The organism is Dyadobacter luticola (genome assembly GCF_005860805.1).
GTDB lineage: Bacteria > Bacteroidota > Bacteroidia > Cytophagales > Spirosomataceae > Dyadobacter > Dyadobacter luticola.
In genome coordinates this window covers 844,879-863,844 of record NZ_VCEJ01000004.1, presented here as the reverse complement: position 1 = coordinate 863,844, position 18,966 = coordinate 844,879, and the positions used below count along the sequence as shown (strand labels likewise).

General features: G+C 46.1%; 14 protein-coding genes. 4 read left to right on the top strand and 10 right to left on the bottom strand.

Annotation, left to right across the window (positions count from 1 at the left end; translation table 11 throughout):
- Positions 1–260 precede the first annotated feature (260 nt).
- From FEN17_RS14400 to FEN17_RS14385, 4 genes are all read left to right on the top strand, one after another.
- Entirely contained in the window at positions 261–707 is a 447-nt protein-coding gene (locus FEN17_RS14400; protein ID WP_138366043.1) for a helix-turn-helix domain-containing protein, read from the top strand.
- Positions 708–987: 280 nt separating this feature from the next.
- Positions 988–2,286, top strand: a complete 1,299-nt coding sequence (locus FEN17_RS14395; protein WP_138366042.1) for a hypothetical protein — start codon at positions 988–990, stop codon at positions 2,284–2,286.
- 22 nt (positions 2,287–2,308) lie between these two features.
- Positions 2,309–3,229, top strand: coding sequence for a restriction endonuclease (locus tag FEN17_RS14390; protein WP_138366041.1), 921 nt, complete (start codon positions 2,309–2,311; stop codon positions 3,227–3,229).
- Positions 3,230–3,231: 2 nt separating this feature from the next.
- Entirely contained in the window at positions 3,232–3,912 is a 681-nt protein-coding gene (locus FEN17_RS14385) for a hypothetical protein (protein ID WP_138366040.1), read from the top strand.
- A gap of 2 nt (positions 3,913–3,914) precedes the next feature.
- Here FEN17_RS14385 and FEN17_RS14380 read toward each other — a convergent pair whose 3' ends face one another.
- The 10 genes from FEN17_RS14380 to ruvA all read right to left on the bottom strand — a co-directional run bounded on the left by FEN17_RS14380 (position 3,915) and on the right by ruvA (position 18,964).
- Positions 3,915–5,627 (bottom strand): FAD-dependent oxidoreductase, encoded by a 1,713-nt coding sequence (locus FEN17_RS14380; protein ID WP_138366039.1) that lies wholly within the window; start codon positions 5,625–5,627, stop codon positions 3,915–3,917.
- A gap of 156 nt (positions 5,628–5,783) precedes the next feature.
- Positions 5,784–6,683, bottom strand: coding sequence for an anti-sigma factor (locus FEN17_RS14375; RefSeq protein ID WP_138366038.1), 900 nt, complete (start codon positions 6,681–6,683; stop codon positions 5,784–5,786).
- Complete coding sequence (locus tag FEN17_RS14370) at positions 6,680–7,390, bottom strand: RNA polymerase sigma factor (RefSeq protein WP_171037927.1); 711 nt, start codon at positions 7,388–7,390, stop codon at positions 6,680–6,682. The genes FEN17_RS14375 and FEN17_RS14370 overlap by 4 nt, the downstream gene beginning before the upstream one ends.
- A gap of 66 nt (positions 7,391–7,456) precedes the next feature.
- Positions 7,457–8,185: a gliding motility-associated ABC transporter permease subunit GldF gene (gene gldF, locus FEN17_RS14365; RefSeq protein ID WP_138366932.1), complete on the bottom strand. Its 729-nt coding sequence runs from the start codon at positions 8,183–8,185 to the stop codon at positions 7,457–7,459.
- A 25-nt stretch (positions 8,186–8,210) separates the two neighbouring features.
- Positions 8,211–8,726, bottom strand: coding sequence for a DUF4199 domain-containing protein (locus tag FEN17_RS14360; RefSeq protein WP_138366037.1), 516 nt, complete (start codon positions 8,724–8,726; stop codon positions 8,211–8,213).
- An 11-nt stretch (positions 8,727–8,737) separates the two neighbouring features.
- The gene (locus FEN17_RS14355; protein ID WP_138366036.1) at positions 8,738–9,298 is read right to left on the bottom strand and encodes a DUF4199 domain-containing protein; all 561 of its coding nucleotides are present in this window, start codon (positions 9,296–9,298) and stop codon (positions 8,738–8,740) included.
- Positions 9,295–10,578 (bottom strand): dihydroorotase, encoded by a 1,284-nt coding sequence (locus tag FEN17_RS14350; RefSeq protein WP_138366035.1) that lies wholly within the window; start codon positions 10,576–10,578, stop codon positions 9,295–9,297. Before FEN17_RS14350 ends, FEN17_RS14355 begins: the two co-directional genes overlap by 4 nt.
- A gap of 82 nt (positions 10,579–10,660) precedes the next feature.
- A complete protein-coding gene (gcvH, locus tag FEN17_RS14345; RefSeq protein WP_138366034.1) occupies positions 10,661–11,041 on the bottom strand; it encodes a glycine cleavage system protein GcvH in 381 nt (126 codons plus the stop codon).
- 75 nt (positions 11,042–11,116) lie between these two features.
- Positions 11,117–18,274, bottom strand: coding sequence for a T9SS outer membrane translocon Sov/SprA (sov, locus tag FEN17_RS14340; RefSeq protein WP_138366033.1), 7,158 nt, complete (start codon positions 18,272–18,274; stop codon positions 11,117–11,119).
- 99 nt (positions 18,275–18,373) lie between these two features.
- Positions 18,374–18,964 carry a Holliday junction branch migration protein RuvA gene (gene ruvA / locus FEN17_RS14335; protein ID WP_138366032.1) on the bottom strand — a complete coding sequence of 197 codons (591 nt, stop codon included), beginning with the start codon at positions 18,962–18,964 and terminating at the stop codon, positions 18,374–18,376.
- Between the last annotated feature and the right edge of the window lie 2 nt (positions 18,965–18,966).

Below are 18,966 nucleotides of genomic sequence, written 5' to 3'. Positions count from 1 at the left end.
AATAGTGACATCCTGCATGTTTGCTTCGACTCCGCTCAGCATGACAAATGTGAGCTCACCCACCTTGTCGCACGAAGCGACCACCCCTTGTCACCCTGAGCGGAGTCGAAGGGCAAACCAAGCCAGCCACAAAACTCACCAACCTCTACCCTATAACCAACTCAACAAAACTGTAACGCACGCCCCCACCCCATGTAAATTACCCAAAAACTTACCGCCGGATTTATATAAATTGCCTCTTTAACCAAACCCCTTTCCACATGGCACATACTACCTCCAACCCGAAGATCCACGAGGGACGTAATCTCAAACGATTTCGTGAGCTCTTCGGCCTCAAACAGGAAGGCCTCGCGTTTGAGCTCGGCGAAGACTGGAACCAGCAAAAAGTTTCGCTCCTCGAACAAAAAGAAAAAATCGATGCCGACATCCTCGAACAAGTTTCCGCGATTCTTAAAATCCCCGCTGAGGCAATTCGGAATTTTGATGAAGAACAAGCTATTAACATCATTACCAATACATTTCACGACAGCTCATTTGTAAATCACGATAGTTCATTCGTGAATCTTGGCAATGCAAATACATTCAACATCAATCCACTCGCCGAAGTGAGAAAGCTTCACGACGAGAAAATGGAGCTTTATGAAAGAATGCTGAAAGAGAAAGATGAGATGATAGCGAAATTCGAGCGTTTGATTGAAGTAAAATAAAACGGAGTATGGAGCGGCTGGAAAAGTATCGAGCCGAAATTGAAGCACTTTGTAAAACTTACAAAGTAAAGACCTTATAGGCCTTCGGGTCAGTTCTGACCGAAAAGTTCACCGACGAAAGTGACATTGATTTGGGTCGTCGACTTCCTTTCAATAAAGTTGACCGTTAACTAACTTATTACCCCATCCGTTTTAATAGTCCCTAGGTTTACTTAGATTTTTATGCGAATACTAAGGTTATATTTCCATAAAATACTATTAATACTCAGCGACTGCATAAATGAGCAAATCAACTGCGATAGAACTACCTGCAATACCGAAAGACAAAGACTATGAAGATTATGTCTGTGCATTTATGCAAGCCGGTGGGTTGTATGTTGAAAGAAGCATTATTCATAGAGAGGTAGAGGAGCTATTGGAGCTGGACATACTAACTACGGACTTTCAGCCCGACTCCGCTACAAATAACCTAGTTGAAATTAAGGGTGGAGACTGGGGATTTAGTGACCTGTTCAAAATTTGTGGATGGATGACTTACCTAAACTATGATCACGCCTGCTTCATAGTGCAAAAGACTAGGCCAAGCATAAAATTCTTTCGAGACAAAGCGAAAGAATTAAAAATAGACCTAATTGACAATTCAGACTTATCCAGCACTCATGAAACACTGAAATCCTTTCTTCATATAAACCCTAGCAAGGAAGATATCGAGACTATCCGATTTTCATACCTGTTGGAACGGAAACAACTTGCACTTATAAAAAAATTGAAGAAAAGCAATCCAACAATTGTCGGCTACTCTCTGTTAGATGATTACTTTTATAAAATCAATTCCGGCTCATTCTTTGTCAGAAATCCAATAAAACGTATTAATCAACTCTTCAAGTATTTCATAGAATATAAGAATATATCGGCAAAGATATGCCGCGAACTAAATGGTGGAAACTTCCATGACCAAGACGTTGTAGAATTATCGAAAAAATGTTTCGAAGAAACTTTTTATAATCCATCAAATACAATAATACAAGTATCTCTTTACATAGAACATTTAGCAAGAGTTACTATCCTGAAATGTGCAATTGAGCACATTATAGAAAAATCAAAAGGCAACTATAACGGTGAGGATATTACAAATATATTAAGCTTTCTATCCTTGCCACGAACAATTAAGTCTGCTCTATTGGAAATTAGCAACGATCCATACTTCTTTCTTTATCCGAGATTCTGGCAATTTTTCACATATGTATTTGGTGGTTTTATATTAACAGATATCGAATCCAAAGAGTACGCTATTCTCGCCGAAAAAACAGGCATTCCAGAGGCGGAAATTCCAAACGCATTCAATGCATTTAATAAGTTGTTTCCAAAACAAAATGGTTGGTTTTTTAAAATTCCAAATAGCTCAATTAATTGGCACAATTTCTTTCCAATTGCTTTCTCTGGAATAGGAGCTAACTATCGTCGCATGATATATGCTAGTGATCAAGATTATGACGAGCTTTTCAAAGATTTATCTGGCAGCAAAACTTCTAGCGATTTGACCAAATGGAATAACCTTGCCCACAGTATATTAAAGTAACGTTAAAAAAATCACGAATAACATGAAAATTCAAAAAATATCAACGCAAGCCCTTATAGCTCTTAAAGATGCACTTTCACATATTTATTGGCGGAAAAAAGATTTGAGACAGTTCTTAGAACTGACTATTGAAAATTCGCTAATTGTTTCCACTATCAACTGGGAGGAGAATGTTAAGTATGAAAGCATTTCACAACTAATTGATAGAATGAACGCAAGGCCAGACATTTATCAAAATGATCTATTGAAGCTACTTCAAGAAACTTCAAATTTCCAAGATTTTAGTCATTTGAAATACTGGGATAAAAAAGGAGATATTACTGAAAAAGCGAAGGAAAGTGTTAAAAAATTACGACTACAAACCAAAGGGTATTTTGACTCATTAAACGAGTTAAATATCGCAGCTGAGAAAAGAGCAGAAAATATTGAGAAAGTCAAACAAACAATATCTTTTTCCGAAAAATTAAATGAACAAAAGGAAAAATTTTTCAACATCGCAATGGAAACGAGTCCTCAGAAAAGAGGTTATGAGCTAGAAAAACTTTTAAACGAATTATTCCACCTCTTCGATTTATTGCCAAAAGCGTCATTTAAAATAGTCGGAGAACAAATAGATGGGTCATTTACATTCCAAAATATCGATTACTTACTTGAAGCAAAATGGCAAAAATCTCTTGTAAATGCTGCCGACCTATATGCTTTTGGTGGAAAAATATCTGGAAAATTAAAAAATACTCTTGGGCTGTTTATTTCCCTAGATGGGTTTTCATCTGAATGCACTGAAACGAAAAGTCAAACGACAAATTCCATGATTCTTATGGATGGACAAGATCTAATGACTGTTTTAGATGGAAGAATAAGACTTGATGACCTAATTTTTATCAAGCGGCGTCATGCATCAGATACAGGCGAAATATATTATAAAACCTTAGGAGTTATATAATTATGAATTTGGACGATATCATTTTTAAATATAGACAATTAGCCTATAAGTTATTTAAGTATAACGATAGCGAGGGAAATTCTATTAAAGTTGCGTTTATCTTCGATTCTCAATCAGATTATTTGGACAAGTACTTATCTTTTTATAAAAGCCTACCTAACTTTACTGAACTAATTGTCTTGGCTTCTGATGGCACATTCAGGGTTACAAATAATGGTATCGATTATTTCATTAGGCACAATCATCAAGATATTTTTGAAGATCGAAATGGAAACATTCGTGGGATATCCAAAAGTATTACTCGTCAGGTTAGAAATAATCTAATCATGAGAATTAATGATCTGATAAATTCTCGCAGCTTCGATGACATATTGCAAATAGTTAATGAAAGCAAAATTCCAGGATTTGGTGAATTGTCTGTTTACGATACATCTCTACGATTAGCATCATATAAAAACTTAGAGCCCGATAAGGTGTATTTACACGCTGGCGCAAGAACTGGCTTTGAAATATTAGAAAGTAAAGGATACATAGAAATTGGTATGTCCAGAAAAAGATTTTTACATAAACACGAATTACCTATGCAGTTTCAAGCAGGGCTAAAAATGTATGAAGTGGAAAATTTAGCCTGTTTATATAAGGATGATTTCAAGTTACTAGAACAATTACAACTTAATCCTTAACATTATTTCCACGCCAACTCCACCCCCTCCCCAACCAAAAACCCCTGAAACCCCTCCAATAACCCCTTCTCCTCCCGCACCTTCTTCGGATTCACCTTCTTCTCCAAAGCAAACTTCACCAGCAGCCCCACAGCCTCCCCAATGCTCCATTCCACCGGGTGCAACCGGTAACAGCCGTTTGTAATGTGCGTGGTGCCGATGTTCTTGTTGGCGGGAAGCAGGTTTTCCATGCGTATGGGAAGCAGGGCGCCGAGGGGGATTTGGAATGGCAGGGAGGCGAAGTCGATGTAATTGTCGCCGGCGCTGCTGGGGTGGAGGTCGATGTGGTAGTAGCCGATGCCTACGCTGTCGGGGAATGTGGCGGCTTTGGTTTTATCGCCGGGCGCGCCATTTGCGACGGCCATTTCGCGGTTTGCAGCGCCTACGTGTTCTTCCTTGATGGTGAATAGTGCCTTGATGCGCCGCGATTCGCGGACGTAGGGGTATTTGGCGAGGCCGTCGTCGGTGCCCATGATGTCTTTCCGGAGGCGGATGCCGGGCCAACCTTTGCCGCCGTCGGGGCGCGGGGCCTCGGTTTGCAGCCAGTAGAGGAGCGAGAGACTGAGCTGTTTGGCGCGGTCGACGTGCTTGCGGAAATATTTTTCGCTGGCGCCGATGAGGTTGCCGAGCATATAATCGTTTTGCGGCCAGTTGACAATCGTGATGTCGCCCGCGTAGGTGCCGGGCGTGAAGTTCTGGCGGCTGATGATGCGGCGGTACAGCCAGAGGTTGAGCGCGTCGCCAGTTTTGATGCCCTCGGGGTGGAAACCGAGCGTTTTCGGTTCGAGGGTTTTGGGATTGGAGTACGCCAGGTCCAGCAGCCTGCCCGACCAGGGTTTGCTCATTTTGGGGACATGGTTTCGCCAAAAATCATATTCCGCGGGCTTTTCGATGACGTGGTTTTCGCCCGGTCGGTAGTCGATCGCGAAGCACATTGTGAATGCCTGCACATTGTCGGGGTTACCTTTCTCTGGCGCGTGGAGCTCGCCGGTTTCGGCTTTGGACTCGGTGCCGGTGACGAACTCGGTGCCGGTCATGGGCAGCAGGTCGCCCAGCTCCGTAGCATCGGCAAAATACGGCGCCGACAAAGTAACCCGCCTCCCCGTGCGCGTGCTCACCACATCGAGCGATTTCACGCGGTTGCCCTGCACTTCGGCGGACACGGCTTTGTGCTCGGTGAGGAGTGTAAGCCTGCCGGAACTGAGGTAAGGCGCCAACATCTCGTTCAGCACCGCCACCGCCACACGCGGCTCACAGCAAATCCGCGACACCGCCCCATCGCCAGGATTGAGGTATTTGCGGCTTTTGGCTTCGTCGGTGAGGGGATAATGTTTGATATAATATTCGCGGATTGCATTGCGGAAATCGCGGTACGCTTTTGGCGCGCCGTGCGTCTCGATCCACTGATGCTCGTCCGGCGGGACGCCTTGCTGGGAAATCTGGCCGCCGAGCCAGTCGGTTTCTTCGGTAAGGATTACGGTTAGTCCGTTTCTTAATGCGGCGAGCGAGGCGGCACAGCCGCCGAGGCCTCCGCCAACAACTACCAGATCTGCACCGAGTATTTCTTGCGGTTTGTTTTCACGCAAAAAAGGTTCGGACTGTTGAGCCGAACCTTTAATGTTATTTATTACTGCAATGGTGAGTGCTATGTTTCCTAGAAAGCTTCTGCGCTTCATCTTTTAAACTAAATTGTTATTTCCATTTGTCATGCTGAGCGGAGTCGAAGCACGTCACTGGCTAGGCAGGAAGCAAAAAAGGCATAGTGCCGAGCCAGTAGCGTGCTTCGACTCCGCTCAGCATGACAATGTTAACACTTACTTTACCCATCACAGTTAACTTACCTTTCCCATCACATACATTTCCTCCATCGTCGGACTTGGCACGCCGCCTTCTTTTTCAAGTGTGATCGCAAATGCTACGGAGCCGGGTTTGGTGTTTTTCATTCTCAAAACCTTCCCGGAAAACTGGTTTTCCAGCATCCCGATATCCACCGGTTTTCCATCCACAATGCTCCAAAGCTGGTATTGCTTGCCTGCGGGCGCGGCGGGAAGGTTTTGCACATCCAGCATCACCTCATTTGTTTTCTGGTTCCAGAATGCGGACGCCGAGCTCTGAGGAGATTTAGGAAGTCCTGCCAGATGGACCGTTTTTACTTCCGGACTACGATAAAGGCTGGTCAAAAACTGGTTATAATCAAAATCCCGCTTTAAGGTTGACATTTCAGATTTCATGCCGCTCAATTCCGTGGCAAGCTCCTCATTTGTTCCTTTCAGCTTCGACATCTGAGACGCTGAATATCCTGCAAAAACAGCCAGCAAAATTGCGGCTGCTACCGTTATTTTCGCCCAGAGCGGGGTTATTTCCTTGGTTTCAACCCTGTCAAAAACATTGTCGATCACTTTCGGATCTTCGCTTCTGGTATCTTCGGTTTCAGTTGTTCCGCTAATCGTTTCTACGTAATCACTGGTCAAATCCTTGATCGGCGTTTCCTCTGCATCCAGGGCGGCGTCGAAGTTCATTTTAGCAAAAAGCGATTCTTTCAATGAAGCTGGCGGTGCAGTCTGATGCTTCAATGCATATTCTTCAAGCGCGCTCTCGGTACGTAACAGTTCTTCCTTGATTTCAGGATAAATATGCGACATACACTCCACCTCCTGCTTTTCCTGGGGAGAAACAGTGCCCAATACATATTCCTCTAATATGCCGGACTCTATGTAGGCTTGGATATTCATACTGCAAAGTATTGTTTTAACTCTTGTAATGCTGTCCGGATCCGCGATTTCACCGTACCTAACGGAATGCTAAGCTCTTCCGATATTTCTTCATGGGTATAGCCCTGAAAATAGGCCATATCAATGAGTACTTTTCGTTCAGGCCGCAACAGATTCACAATGGCCTTCATTTCCGAACTGGATGCTTGCGAATCTTCATATACGTCACGCTCATTCAGCACAACCCTGTCTTCGATATCATCCATTACCGGCTTTCTCCCCTCCACTCTCACCGCATCTATCGCACCGTTTCGCGCAATATTCATGATCCAAGTGAACAGTCGGCCTTTCTCCGGATTATAAGAAGCAATGTTCTTCCAGATTTTCAAAAAGGATTCCTGTAACACGTCGGCGGCTTTCTCCTCGTCCCTCAAAGTCTTTGAAATGATATTAAACAGAGCCCCTGAGTAATGGTCGTACAAGAATTCGAAAGCGGTGCGCTCGTTTCGCTTTAGAGCCGCCACCAATTCCTCCTCCGAGTATTTTACCTTGCTGGTCGCCAAGAGTTGCTTAACTTTTAATTGTAACTTAGTTGCTGGCAATCTAGTAAAATTTCCGTAGAACAGCGCAGGCGAATTCCAAATTATTGACCCCGCCTGCCGCGTTCCGAAAACTACAAAAGCCCGCCTTTCCTGCGGCGCACCCATTCGCACATTTAATGCTCTCATCTTAGTGTGTTTTTTAGTGATATACGTGCAACACACCGGATTAGATCAACAAACCGGAAAAGCTTCTTACTTTCTTAGCGTTTCTACGCGCCAGAGGGTCAGGAAGATAAAAAGTGCCATCATACTGAATAAGTAGACGACATTGCGGGAATCGACGACGCCTTTTCCCAAAGCCTGGTACTGCGCATCCAGGGAAGCCCAGGAAAACAGCTGGGCAAAAATCCCCGTCCCTAGCAGCGAAGAGAGCGCCCCGAAACCGATGTACCAGATAAACGCCAGAAACACGCCCAGAATGAAGGCAACGATCTGATTATCATTCAAAGAACTCGACCAGATCCCCATCGAAACCACGACGCCGCTAAACAGCAGCAGGCCAATGTAAGAGCCGAAAACGGAGGCGGAATCAATGTTGCCTTCCGGGTTTCCGAGTTGATAAATACTGAAATAATAAATGACCGTGGGAAGTAAGGTGAGCAGCACCAGCGCCCAGTTTGCCAGGAATTTCCCGATCACCAGGTCGGCATTTCGCAGCGGTTTGGTGAGTAATAATTCCAATGTTCCGGTGCGGGATTCTTCCGCCAGCGAGCGCATAGTAATGGCCGGGATCAGGAAAATCAATACATAAGGTGCGAGGCTGAAAAAGGATCCGAGATCTGCATAACCATAATCGAGGACATTGGATTCCGGAAAAACCCAGACGATGAGCCCGATGGCAATCAGGAAAACCGCCATCACAATGTATGCGATGAGCGAATTGAAAAAACTGCCTATCTCCTTGTTAAAAACTGCCAGCACTTTATTAAGTATGATGAAGCTTGAATCAATCAAAAACCGGTTTTTCGCGACGCATGATAGCTGCGATCACGAGCGAAAGGATGAAACCGAATATCAGGTAGCTAAAAACGCCGAAAACGAATAAGATGCCCGGGGACATAAATTTCTGCGAAAGCTCCATCGCGGTATCGATCTCGGAATCACTTTTTCCCTGCCTTTCCAGCTCCTCGCGCATTTTATCCAGCGTCTGCGCCATAATGGTATTATCAATAAACTGGGTGTAAAACATTGTAAATGCCGAGGTCAGCAACCCCATCACCGCCGATAACAACGACCCAAGTCCCAATCCTTCGCCGTAGGACAAAAATCCCTTATTTTCTTCCTTAAACTCCTTCAACGCTAGCACGATGGCCACAATCATGAATACGAAGGATAAAAAACCCAGCATTCTGTTTTGCGCGAGACCTGCCACATTCAGGATTGTTGTGTAAATCATGATCACAACAGCGCCCAGTGCCCCGTATTTTAAAGCGAAGCGTGCAGTAGATACTTTTTCTTCCATAGCAATGATTTCTATCGTTTGTTTTGATAAACGCCGTAATCTTGTTTCCTGAAAATCAGAGAAATAACCAAAATCGGAATGATCGCCATCACGGTTTTCTTACTTACCTCATCCATCACAATCTCCGACCGCTGCATCGTCCCCACATCATTGTACATTCTTAGAAATTCCGCTTGCCCAATGTTCTTTACCAGTTCCGTCCGGCCAGCCATCATCAGCGATTTCATCTGCGTGAGATAGTCTGTAAAAACCTGTGGATCAATGTAAGTGACAAAAAAGTAAATCAGCCAGCCAGCAATCAAGGCACCAATCGTATTGACTACATATCCGATCGTCAATCCTTCCCAGAGGTGCAAAAGCCCGTTTCCGACTTTTTTACGGTAATACCAGCACGCGCCCGCGATCATGATCACGTGGATCCCGAAGTCCAGCACCTTATTATTTCCCAGCGGCACAATGCCGATCGCGTACAATCCTAAAAAGAAGATGAATACCAAAATACCTGTCACCAGGCCAAAAAGCAGCGAAAGTTTTAATATGGGTTTATTAAAATATGCAATGATCGATTTCATAAATACCACTCCTGTTTTCCATTATTAACTACACCTTTTACTTTTCCCTTCAACTTTTGTCCCAAAAAAGGTGTATTCCTGGATTTCGAGTAGGTTTTTTCAAATGTCCATTCCTCGTCCGGTGTGAAGAATGTGAGGTTAGCATTAGCACCCTCCGCTAGTTCAACTTCGGAAAGTCGGAGGATATGTCTTGGTGCGGAAGTGAGTTTTTCAACCACATTTTCCAAACTCAACCCACTATGCATTGTTGCTAGCGCAAATGCAGTTTCCAGGCCGGTTATACCAAAATCCGCATGGTCAAATTCCAGATTTTTACTTTCCTCGTCGTGCGGATTGTGGTCTGAAACAATCGCGTCGATGGTACCGTCTGCAAGTCCTACTTTCAATGCCGACAAATCTTCTGCCGAGCGGAAAGGCGGGTTTACTTTCAGGTTTGTATCAAAATCAATCAGGTCTTTATCTTCAAAAGCCAGCTGGTGCGCCGCAATGTCGCAGGATACCGGCAGGCCTTTTTGCTTGGCTTGCCTTACCAGTTCTACTGCTACTGCCGATGATAAAAGTGAAATGTGCAGCGTTGGAACATCCGACTGATACATGCTTTTTTCAAGCGCATATTCCAGCAGTTTCAAATCTCGCGTCAGCATCATTTCCTCGGCGAGTGCAGGCATTCCCTTCATGCCGATCAATGTGCTGGTGACGCCTTCATGCATTTGTCCGTACAGGGTGAGCTGCCGGTCTTCCGGGCGGTTCATCAGCAAAGCATTCAGCGGGGCGAGATACTGGATCGTTTTCAGAAAAAGATCGGCATTCTGCACTGGATGCTCGCCGTCTGTAAAAGCGATCGCCCCGGCGTGGTGAAGGTCGATCATTTCGGTAAAATCGGCGCCCTCGGCATTGCGGGTAACTGCTGCCGCCACGTGCAATTTCACCAGCCCGCCCTGTCCCGACTGGCGGATGTAGTTCAATGTGTCCTTGCTATGCACAACCGGCTGGCTGTTTGGCAACAATACGATTTCCGTAAAACCGCCGTGCGCCGCTGCTGCGCGTACCGAAGTAAGGTCTTCCTTATGTTCAAATCCCGGATCACGCGACGCGACGCGCATATCCACCCATCCTGGCGACACGCAAAGCCCGTCCACTTCTACCACCTCTGCCCCATCACCCGAAAGCTGTGAACCGATTTCCTTTATTTTTCCATCCTCCACCAGCAGGTCTTTCACCTGACCGTTGAAGGCGGATTTTTTATCAACTATTCGAACTGAGCGAATTAATAATTTCATGTTCATTTAAACGAATGACCGGTGTCAGATAAAAAGCCGGTTTCAAAAAAAAAGCTCCTTAATGGAGCTTCAAACCTAAAAATCAGGCACCTATAAACTTTTGGTAATCTTCGGCCGATAACAAACCACCCCGATCGTCAATGTCAGTCAAACTGATCTTCACCATCCAGCCTTCGCCATAAGGATCTGTATTCACCAGTTCCGGTTCACCGTCCAGTTTCTCATTTACTTCGAGCACTGTGCCCGCAACCGGTATAAAAAGGTCCGAAACGGTTTTTACCGCTTCAACCGAACCAAAAATTTCCCCTTTTTGAAGTGCGTCCCCGATCGTATTAATGTCAACGTACACAATGTCACCCAGTTCATTCTGCGCATGGTCCGTAATTCCGATGATGGCTGTATCCCCTTCAATACGAATCCATTCGTGATCTTCTGTGTACTTTATATCTGACGGGAAATTCATGATTTGATCAGGTAAGTTTAAACATCTTTGAACCGCAAATTACAGGATGCTGGGTGTATTTTCCAAATCAAAATTCTATTCGGCCAAATTGAACTTTAACTGCACCCCGCCCGACGTACTGGCCCGGTAAAACGAGTTGGAAACGAGTGGATCATTGAATGTCCGGTCGAAATAGAATTGAAGGCTGAGACGGTTATTGACCATATAATTGACCGTCGGGCGGAGCTGGAAGTTAATGTTACCCGCAATCGGAATGTTCTCGCCGTCGAATTTCCGCTGGATCGAGCGGGTATCCCTGAATGTCAGGCCGAGCTGCATCGTCATGTCATTTTTCAGCTTTTTCTTGACACCATTGATCTTGAAAGGCAGCGGTACATTGTTTTTCGTAAAGCCAATGTTGATCGTAACATCCTGGTTGAAAAGCTCTGCCACCTGCGAGTTGGAAAGGTTCAGCGCCACCGTCCTGTCGCGGTTATACTCCATCCGGGCAGTAATCCGGCTCTGCGTCCTGAACTCCACGCCCACCAGCGGCTGGAATTTTTCGGATAAAGTAATGGTGCTCATCGCGAAAACCGGAATGTACTGTCCAAGATCATTCAATCGCGAAGACAGCGGATATCCGGTCACCGCCAGGTTCACGTAAAGCGCCTCATAGTCCAGCGAAGAAGTGAAATTTCCCACGCTGTAATTGGACATGTACTTGTGTTTCAATGTAAAAGAGCTGAAAAACTTCTTGAATGCAGGAAGTTGGGACAGACCATTATAGCTGAAATCCCAGTTAGGCATCGGGAATTTCAGGAATGGGTTAGTGCGCACCGTGTTCGGATCTTTGCCAGTGTAGGCTGCAAAAAACGACGATATCAACACATCCTGCGAAGTCTCATTATACTCACCGCCACTCTGGTTTTCATTGTTAAGCCGATCACGGAGAATGGCCCGGTACGCCCTGAATTTGTCAAAAACGGGTGAGGAATTATCACGCCGCATTTTGGCAAAGGCAGTCCGGAAAGACATAAACGACATACTGAACTGACCATTCCGCAGCGGGCTTTGGGAAACAAAACTTTCGCCTTCGTCGGGCCGGTAAAATTCCTGGTAGGCGTCCTGCCGCGTCAATCGCGCTTCAATGATCAGCCTGAAATCCTTGAATGGTTCCAAAGTAGTATTAGCCGAAAAATTCTTGGAAATGGTTTGCTGGAAAGGCATATTCTGCTCCTTGCTTTTCGTGATCCAGCCTTTTTCCGCAGCCTTTATCTGGAAATTCCGGTCTTGCTGTCCCAGTACAAATGGTAATCCCGGCGCATTAGTATTATCAATTCCAAAATACTTTGGCGCACGCAGGTAACCCGGCAATGCGGTGGTTTCCAAAACAGTATAACTCACATTGATCCCGCGGACGGTCATCAATGCCCTGGTCAGGTTTTTCAGAATGTCCGTCGTGCGCATATCGATTTCCTCAATGTCACCCGGGCTTCTTGCAAAGTTTTTACGCGCCTGAGAAGGTGTATTTGCAAATTTCAGATATCGCAGTTTGTTGTAAAGCAGCACAAAATCCACTTTACCGGTTACGCCACGCTCACGGCTATTCCGGATAATGTCACCAAACGGAAGACCGGTCGTATCTTTCAATCCCAAAGCATTTGCCTGGTATTGGTAGGTGATGGTATGCTTGTAATCGGCTGTCATCCAGTCTACCAGCGGAATTTTATCCAGCGGCAGGCGGTAAGTCCAGTCAATTCGCTGGTCAAAGTTTTTGATCCTGCCTAGCTTTTTGAAATTGTTCCACAAAGAATCCTTTTTGGCAGCCGTATTAATGTCACCCATCGGCTCATCGATGATCGAGTTGGCCGAACCTTTGTAAGTCAATGTCATATTCCGAGTAAGGTTCCAGCCGAAATCGTAGTAGCGGTTAAACCAGAAATATTTCTCGTAAAGCGGCTGAATACCGTCGATGGTAAGGTCGGCATTTCTCAATTGCGTTTTCAGAAAACGACGGTCCACATCCGTCCGCACCGAAACCATATTCGGCAGCAATGTCACATTGATATCCCGGATCAGCTCCGTCCACCGGCTGGTCGATTTCCAGTTTTTAAAAGGCTCAAAAGGCTTCGGCTGGCTGCTGTAAGTATAATTGATCCCGGCCTTGTACGACCGCTGGGTATATTCCTGCGTCAGCACATTTCGCCGCTTGTCGTCGCTGAAAGCGTAGGTAAACGCAAAATTTTCAAAATCAAAGAAATGCATTTTCGCTCCCGGCTTCGTCTTGATCTTCCGGACATTCGAGAAGTTGAACCCTCGCTTGACGGCATTTTCTTCCACCATCCGCCGGTAACCGTCGCGTTCTTCGTCGCTCAGCAAATTATCCAGCGAGGTTTCGAGCGGCGTATCCGGGTCGAGCGGGTTAAAATGCGGCTTGACATTTCGCCTGTCGTAACTCACAAATAATGGTATGCTGAAACCCCACTGCGCGGGTAACAATTTGTCCAGTGCAATGTTGGACGACACGCCGTACTCCTGCGTAAAATTCCGGGAACGCTCCCCAATGCGCTGCTGCACACTGCCGAAGCCGAATGTCTCGATCCTACCCGAAGCCGTTAAAGTTGCAAAATCCGCCAGCTTCGCATTCAGCTGCGCGATGGCTGCGATACCACCTGTGTCATCAAAACCTTCGACGTGCATTTCGTCCACCCAAAGACAGAATGTTTTGGGGCGCTCATCATTCGATTTCGGGTTCCGCATCCCGATCATCATCACCCGCACCGTACTCAAATCCGGGTTACCTACAACGGTCAGCTTGTACCGGCCGTCCGACGACAAAATTGTGTAAGGTACACTCAGGTTTTTGTCGATCTGTCTGTTCCGCAATGCCTTAGCATTAATCAGATCATTCAACGCGATGTTAATTTCATTTCCTTCCGGCCAGATTTCCTCGCGCTCTGTCGCGGATGGACGGGTAGCACGTAAAGCTGAGAGGTCTATTTCATAGTAGTTTTGCGTAAGGTCCGTTCCGATTCGCATGAATGCGCCCACCATGCCGTCTTCACTTTGCTCGTTCTGCATGTGAACATACATTCTCAATCTCTTGCGGAACAACAGATCCAGGTTGACATTCTTATAAACCGCCCGGGAATCCCCGTCGCGCAAGTCCGTAACACAAAGGCTCATAGACTGCTCATTCAGCAGCAAAGGAGGACGCTGCGTGTTGTCCTGGTCACGTATCCAGCCCGGAGGTATGTTGTAAATGTATTTATTTAAGCCACCTCTTGCGTCGCTGTTTTCCTCAATACTCACAGTACCAACCGTAAACTTGGCATCATAAGGCTCAGGAACTTCTTGCAAACCAGGCGCGTCGAGGTTGGAAGTGTATTTCCGATACTGCTGCCCCACCATTTGCAACTGCGCAAAACGAAGTACCACAGGCTGCTGGAAATCAGTCAAATACATCCGCATAAAACGGATCGACTTGAAACCATTCATGTTCCCTACCACACCCGAAAATTCCTTGATCGGTACGCGGAAAAGATACCAGTTCTGGCCGTTTGTTTCGGTTTTGTCAACAATGTATCCGTTTCCGATTGCGAGCTGATTCGGTTTCAGGTCAATTTCGTATTCGTAGTAAGCTTCATTATCATTGATGGTATTGTCAACATTCATATCCTCCCCATCGGGCACATTTGTCGAAGCTGGCGTCACATCGGTGGCCCTGCCCTGGCTTTCAGGGGAGTTGTTCTCCATGCCAATGTAATTTTTATAGCGTTCCAAAACTTTCACATTCGCGCTATCAAGATCGGCACCGAGGAAAAATTTGAAATCATCACCGGAAGGGTCAGCCAGGATTTTTTCCCTGGCCGCAGGTGTCAAATTCGCAGGTAATCGGCTGATATAATTCCGGAAAAAGTTGCGCTCCTCTTCACTGGACAAACCATCCAAACCAATGTCCTGCTTCTCCCTCGCACCGGATTCGTTGCTGAATGCATTGATCAGATATTGCGATTTGGTAGCATATCCCCAGGCAGTCGAATCCACATTCACGCCCACTTGCTTCGGCACCAGCGGCAGACCATTTTCAAAATTGTAGCGTTCGTCCGGGATTACATCTTCCGAAATGTCACCGAGGTTGAAAACCAGCTTTCCGCCTGTAGTATTATTTTTACCTTCAAATCCATCCCTGATCACACCATTTTCACCAGGGATAAACGGGTCCAGCATCCAGAATTCAATGCTTTCAATGTTGGCATTATCAAAATCATTGTCCGAAGTAATCGCCCGGCTGATCGCCCCAAAGTTAGCACGCGGGGTTTTCAGACGTCCGTCCACAGTTAAGTCCGTATTATAGTTGTACATCCCCCGCTCGCTCGGATAATAGGCAATGTCCAATACTTGCTGCGGATAAGTGACAAGTCCGGCGATGGCGCGGTTTGGAAAAATCTCATTGGGCAGGAAAAGTCTTTCATAGAAGAATTTCCGATCATCTTCTTCAATGTTGGCGGGTGGTGTATATCCGCCCCCTAATCCTTGTGTTCCACCAAAAATGTTATCTACGGTGTAGGCCGAAATTTTCGCCCGCTTGTATCCATAATTCAGCGTTTTTCCATCCAAACCTTGTCTGAATGAAGTAGGTACTGAGGCAAGACGCCATTTTTGAGGCTGGCGGGAAAGGTCATAAATGGTACGGGCAGCTTCAAAATCATCGACCAGTGAACGGTTATTCACATCTTTTGAAACACCTGGTAAAAGCTTCGCAAATTCCCCTTTAAACTGAATGCTCGACATTTCCTTGGTTTGCAAAAGCGGGAGCGCATCCAGCCAGCGGGTCAGGAAAGGCACATCTTTGCGGAAATTCACATCGAAACCGAGCATCGTATTATTCACCGGCTCATTTCCAATTGATACCCTGGATAAAAAGCCGGCGGTTCTTTCACGGTACTTCATGATTGTCGCCCCAATCGCCAGGTCACGGTTCACCACATAATCGAGACGTGTTCCCAGCAAGGAGCGGATCTGGTTTTGGAACATATCCGGCCGCTCATATTCGATCACGATTTCCCGCCCCGAATTGAAGACGCTGCTATTCAAAATTCTCACCCGCCCGATCTGCGCTTCGACAATGTAATCGGAGCCAGGCGAAAGCGGAACGCCGCCGGAAGTTACGGTCACCGAAGTTTCGAGCACGCCAAAAGGCAGTTGCACCTCGGCTCCACCACTAGACTGGTAGGTACCTTTGATAAAAAACTTATTACGCTCCGTGATTTGCTGCGCATCGATCATCGTCGTGCGGTACAGCTCATTGAACACATATTTATTCCTGAACTGGTCCTCGCCCGCACCGAATTTTCGCGAAAGGTTGGAGCCAAATGGTTCGAGTACCGGGAAAATGATGCGGCCCGATTTACTATCCATCGTGATACCGTCCACAAAGTCGAAGTTACCGTCGGGTTGAAGATCATTCACCGGGTTCAATCTGTCCAAACCTGCGAGGCGGATCAGCGGAATGTTGGCAATGCTACTTTCCTGCAAATTCGGGTTATCAATCCCGGTCTGGTCATCTTTGTAAATGATCCGCAACTGAAATCCCTGCTTGTCGATCTGGCTGGTCCCGAGTGAATAGATGTTTTTCATCATCAAATCCCACATCGGCAGCTTGGTATTGTTTCTAATCGTGGACGATTTCAGCAATTTCAGCGCGATCACCTCATTATCCCGCCGCGCCTGGTAATCCTCGGTGAGCTCCCCCACTTTGTACGCGCGACCATTTAATGTATACTCGTAAGAAACCGCCAGCACCTCGTCATTCCTGAGCGCATTGGTCAAGGTTACATATCCAAGTTGGGGGTGAAATGTGTAGTCCCGGTCCAACACAAGCCTTTTTGCACCCCTTAATAATTCATAGTCAAGCGTTTTTTCGAGACCGAGACTCGTGATTGCACTGTTGGTGTTATCAACCTGCCTGAAAGCATCATTGGATGTCAATGTTGCATAAAGACCGTTTGCCGCATTATCAGCGGGCGACGTGGCGCGTATAGGTTGCAGGCTGGGGTTGGCTGATTTGTAGGGAGCAGGCTCACCCAAATCTGCAAAACCGACCACGTTTCTCAGGGACTCTGTGGTGGTTGTACGGTTGGTAACATATACTTCAATCCGGGTTATAGCCAGGCCGGAAGTAATCGTGGGCGTGTTTTGTAAAGAGGATTCGTATCTGTTCCTGAAATACTGGGAAAGGAAAAAGTTACGGTTTTCATCGTAAGTATCTGCCCTAAGCTCAAAATCCCTGTTCTGCGCTCCGCCCCTTAGTACAATTCTTTCTTTACTGGATTTTTGCTGCGAGGCGACAAACGTGGCGCTCAGTCTTCCGAATTGAAAATCTGTTTTTAAACCAAACAAATTCTGGACACCCGGTATCAGCTGACTGTTGATCGCCCAGTTGATGTTACCCGCTTCAATTTTCCGGATAAAACTTTCCTCCGGGTTCTTATAATTCAGCTTGATTGCATTCTCGAAGTTGAAGTTTGCCTTCGTATCAAAGTTGGTCTGAAAACCCAGCTGATCGCCCAGTTTCGCATCGAAGTTGATGCTGATCTGCTCGTTGAAGATGAATTGTGTATTGCGTCTCTGCCGGATCGGGATAGAGGGGTTATCCAGGAACTGGTGCATCAAACCCAGGTCCAGCGAAACAAAACCGGTCGGTTTGAAATTGATAAAATCGTCCCCCAAAAGTTTGGAGAGCCCGGGTGGAATGTCCAGCTTCGGCAGCAAACCCCTGGCACCCAACGCACTGTTACCGTCTTGCCGACCGGCATATTCGCGCAGCAAACTTTTGAATGCCCGGTCTTCTAATATCTTATCATACGTTTCCAGGTCCATGCGCTCGGGCGTACGGAAATTCAGGTTACCGGAAGGTGTCTTGACTTTCTCAGAAACCGCAATTTTCCCGGCGCTGTCGAGTACAATGTTGGTAGAAATGTTGGCAGGATCGCGCAGGTAAAGCGGCGATCTGGGGCGGGGTTCGGCGATCCGGTTGGAATAATAATCTTTCCAGCGCATGATCAGCTGATTTCCGGAACGGTCCAGGTTTTTCTTGGTCGTGTCGTCCCTGATCGTGTCTGCCAGCACCGCCCACTCCTGGGCATTCTTGGAATACGGATCGTCCACATCAACCGAAACGTTGGCGAGCAACACTGCTACGGTTGAAATGCTTATGACTTTAAATAAAAATGAGTATATCGTTGATGACAAGGTAATATACTTATTTAGAGAAGGTTATACCTGTAATTAAAGCCATCGAAACGATCTTACTATCGTAAAGAGTTTCTTCAAATATCATTGCTGTACTGGTTAACGCAGCGCCAGTTTTATTAAATTTTCCACGGTAATGTTTTGTCCTTCACGCTTGATAATAGCGTCCACACTCTTTTCTGCGGTGGCTTTGGGTATACCCAATGTTACCAAAGCAGCCAAAGCTTCATTTCTTAATGTTCCGGAAGATGTTTCTGAGGATTTTGGACCTGTTGACACCAGCTCTTCCTTGCGCATTTTATCTCTCAATTCCAGGATAACGCGTTGAGCAGTTTTTGACCCGATCCCTTTGATCGATTGTATCAGGCGAAGGTCTTCATCAATGATACCCTGCCTGATTTCGGACGAGGAAAGTGAAGAAAGCATGACCAGCGCTGTGGAGGGACCTATCCCTGAAATGCCGACAAGGTCTAGAAAAAGCTTTTTTTCATCATTTCCCCAAAAGCCGTAAAGTACGTGCGCATCCTCCCGTATATTCAGAAACGTTACCAGTTTGCAACGTTCGCCCAGGTCCGGGAGGGATGTGTAGGTTTGCAATGAAATGCGTACTTCATAGCCTATTCCGTTTACATCGATAATGGCGTATGCCGGATCTTTATAGGTTACAGTTCCGTTAACGTAGGCAATCATAT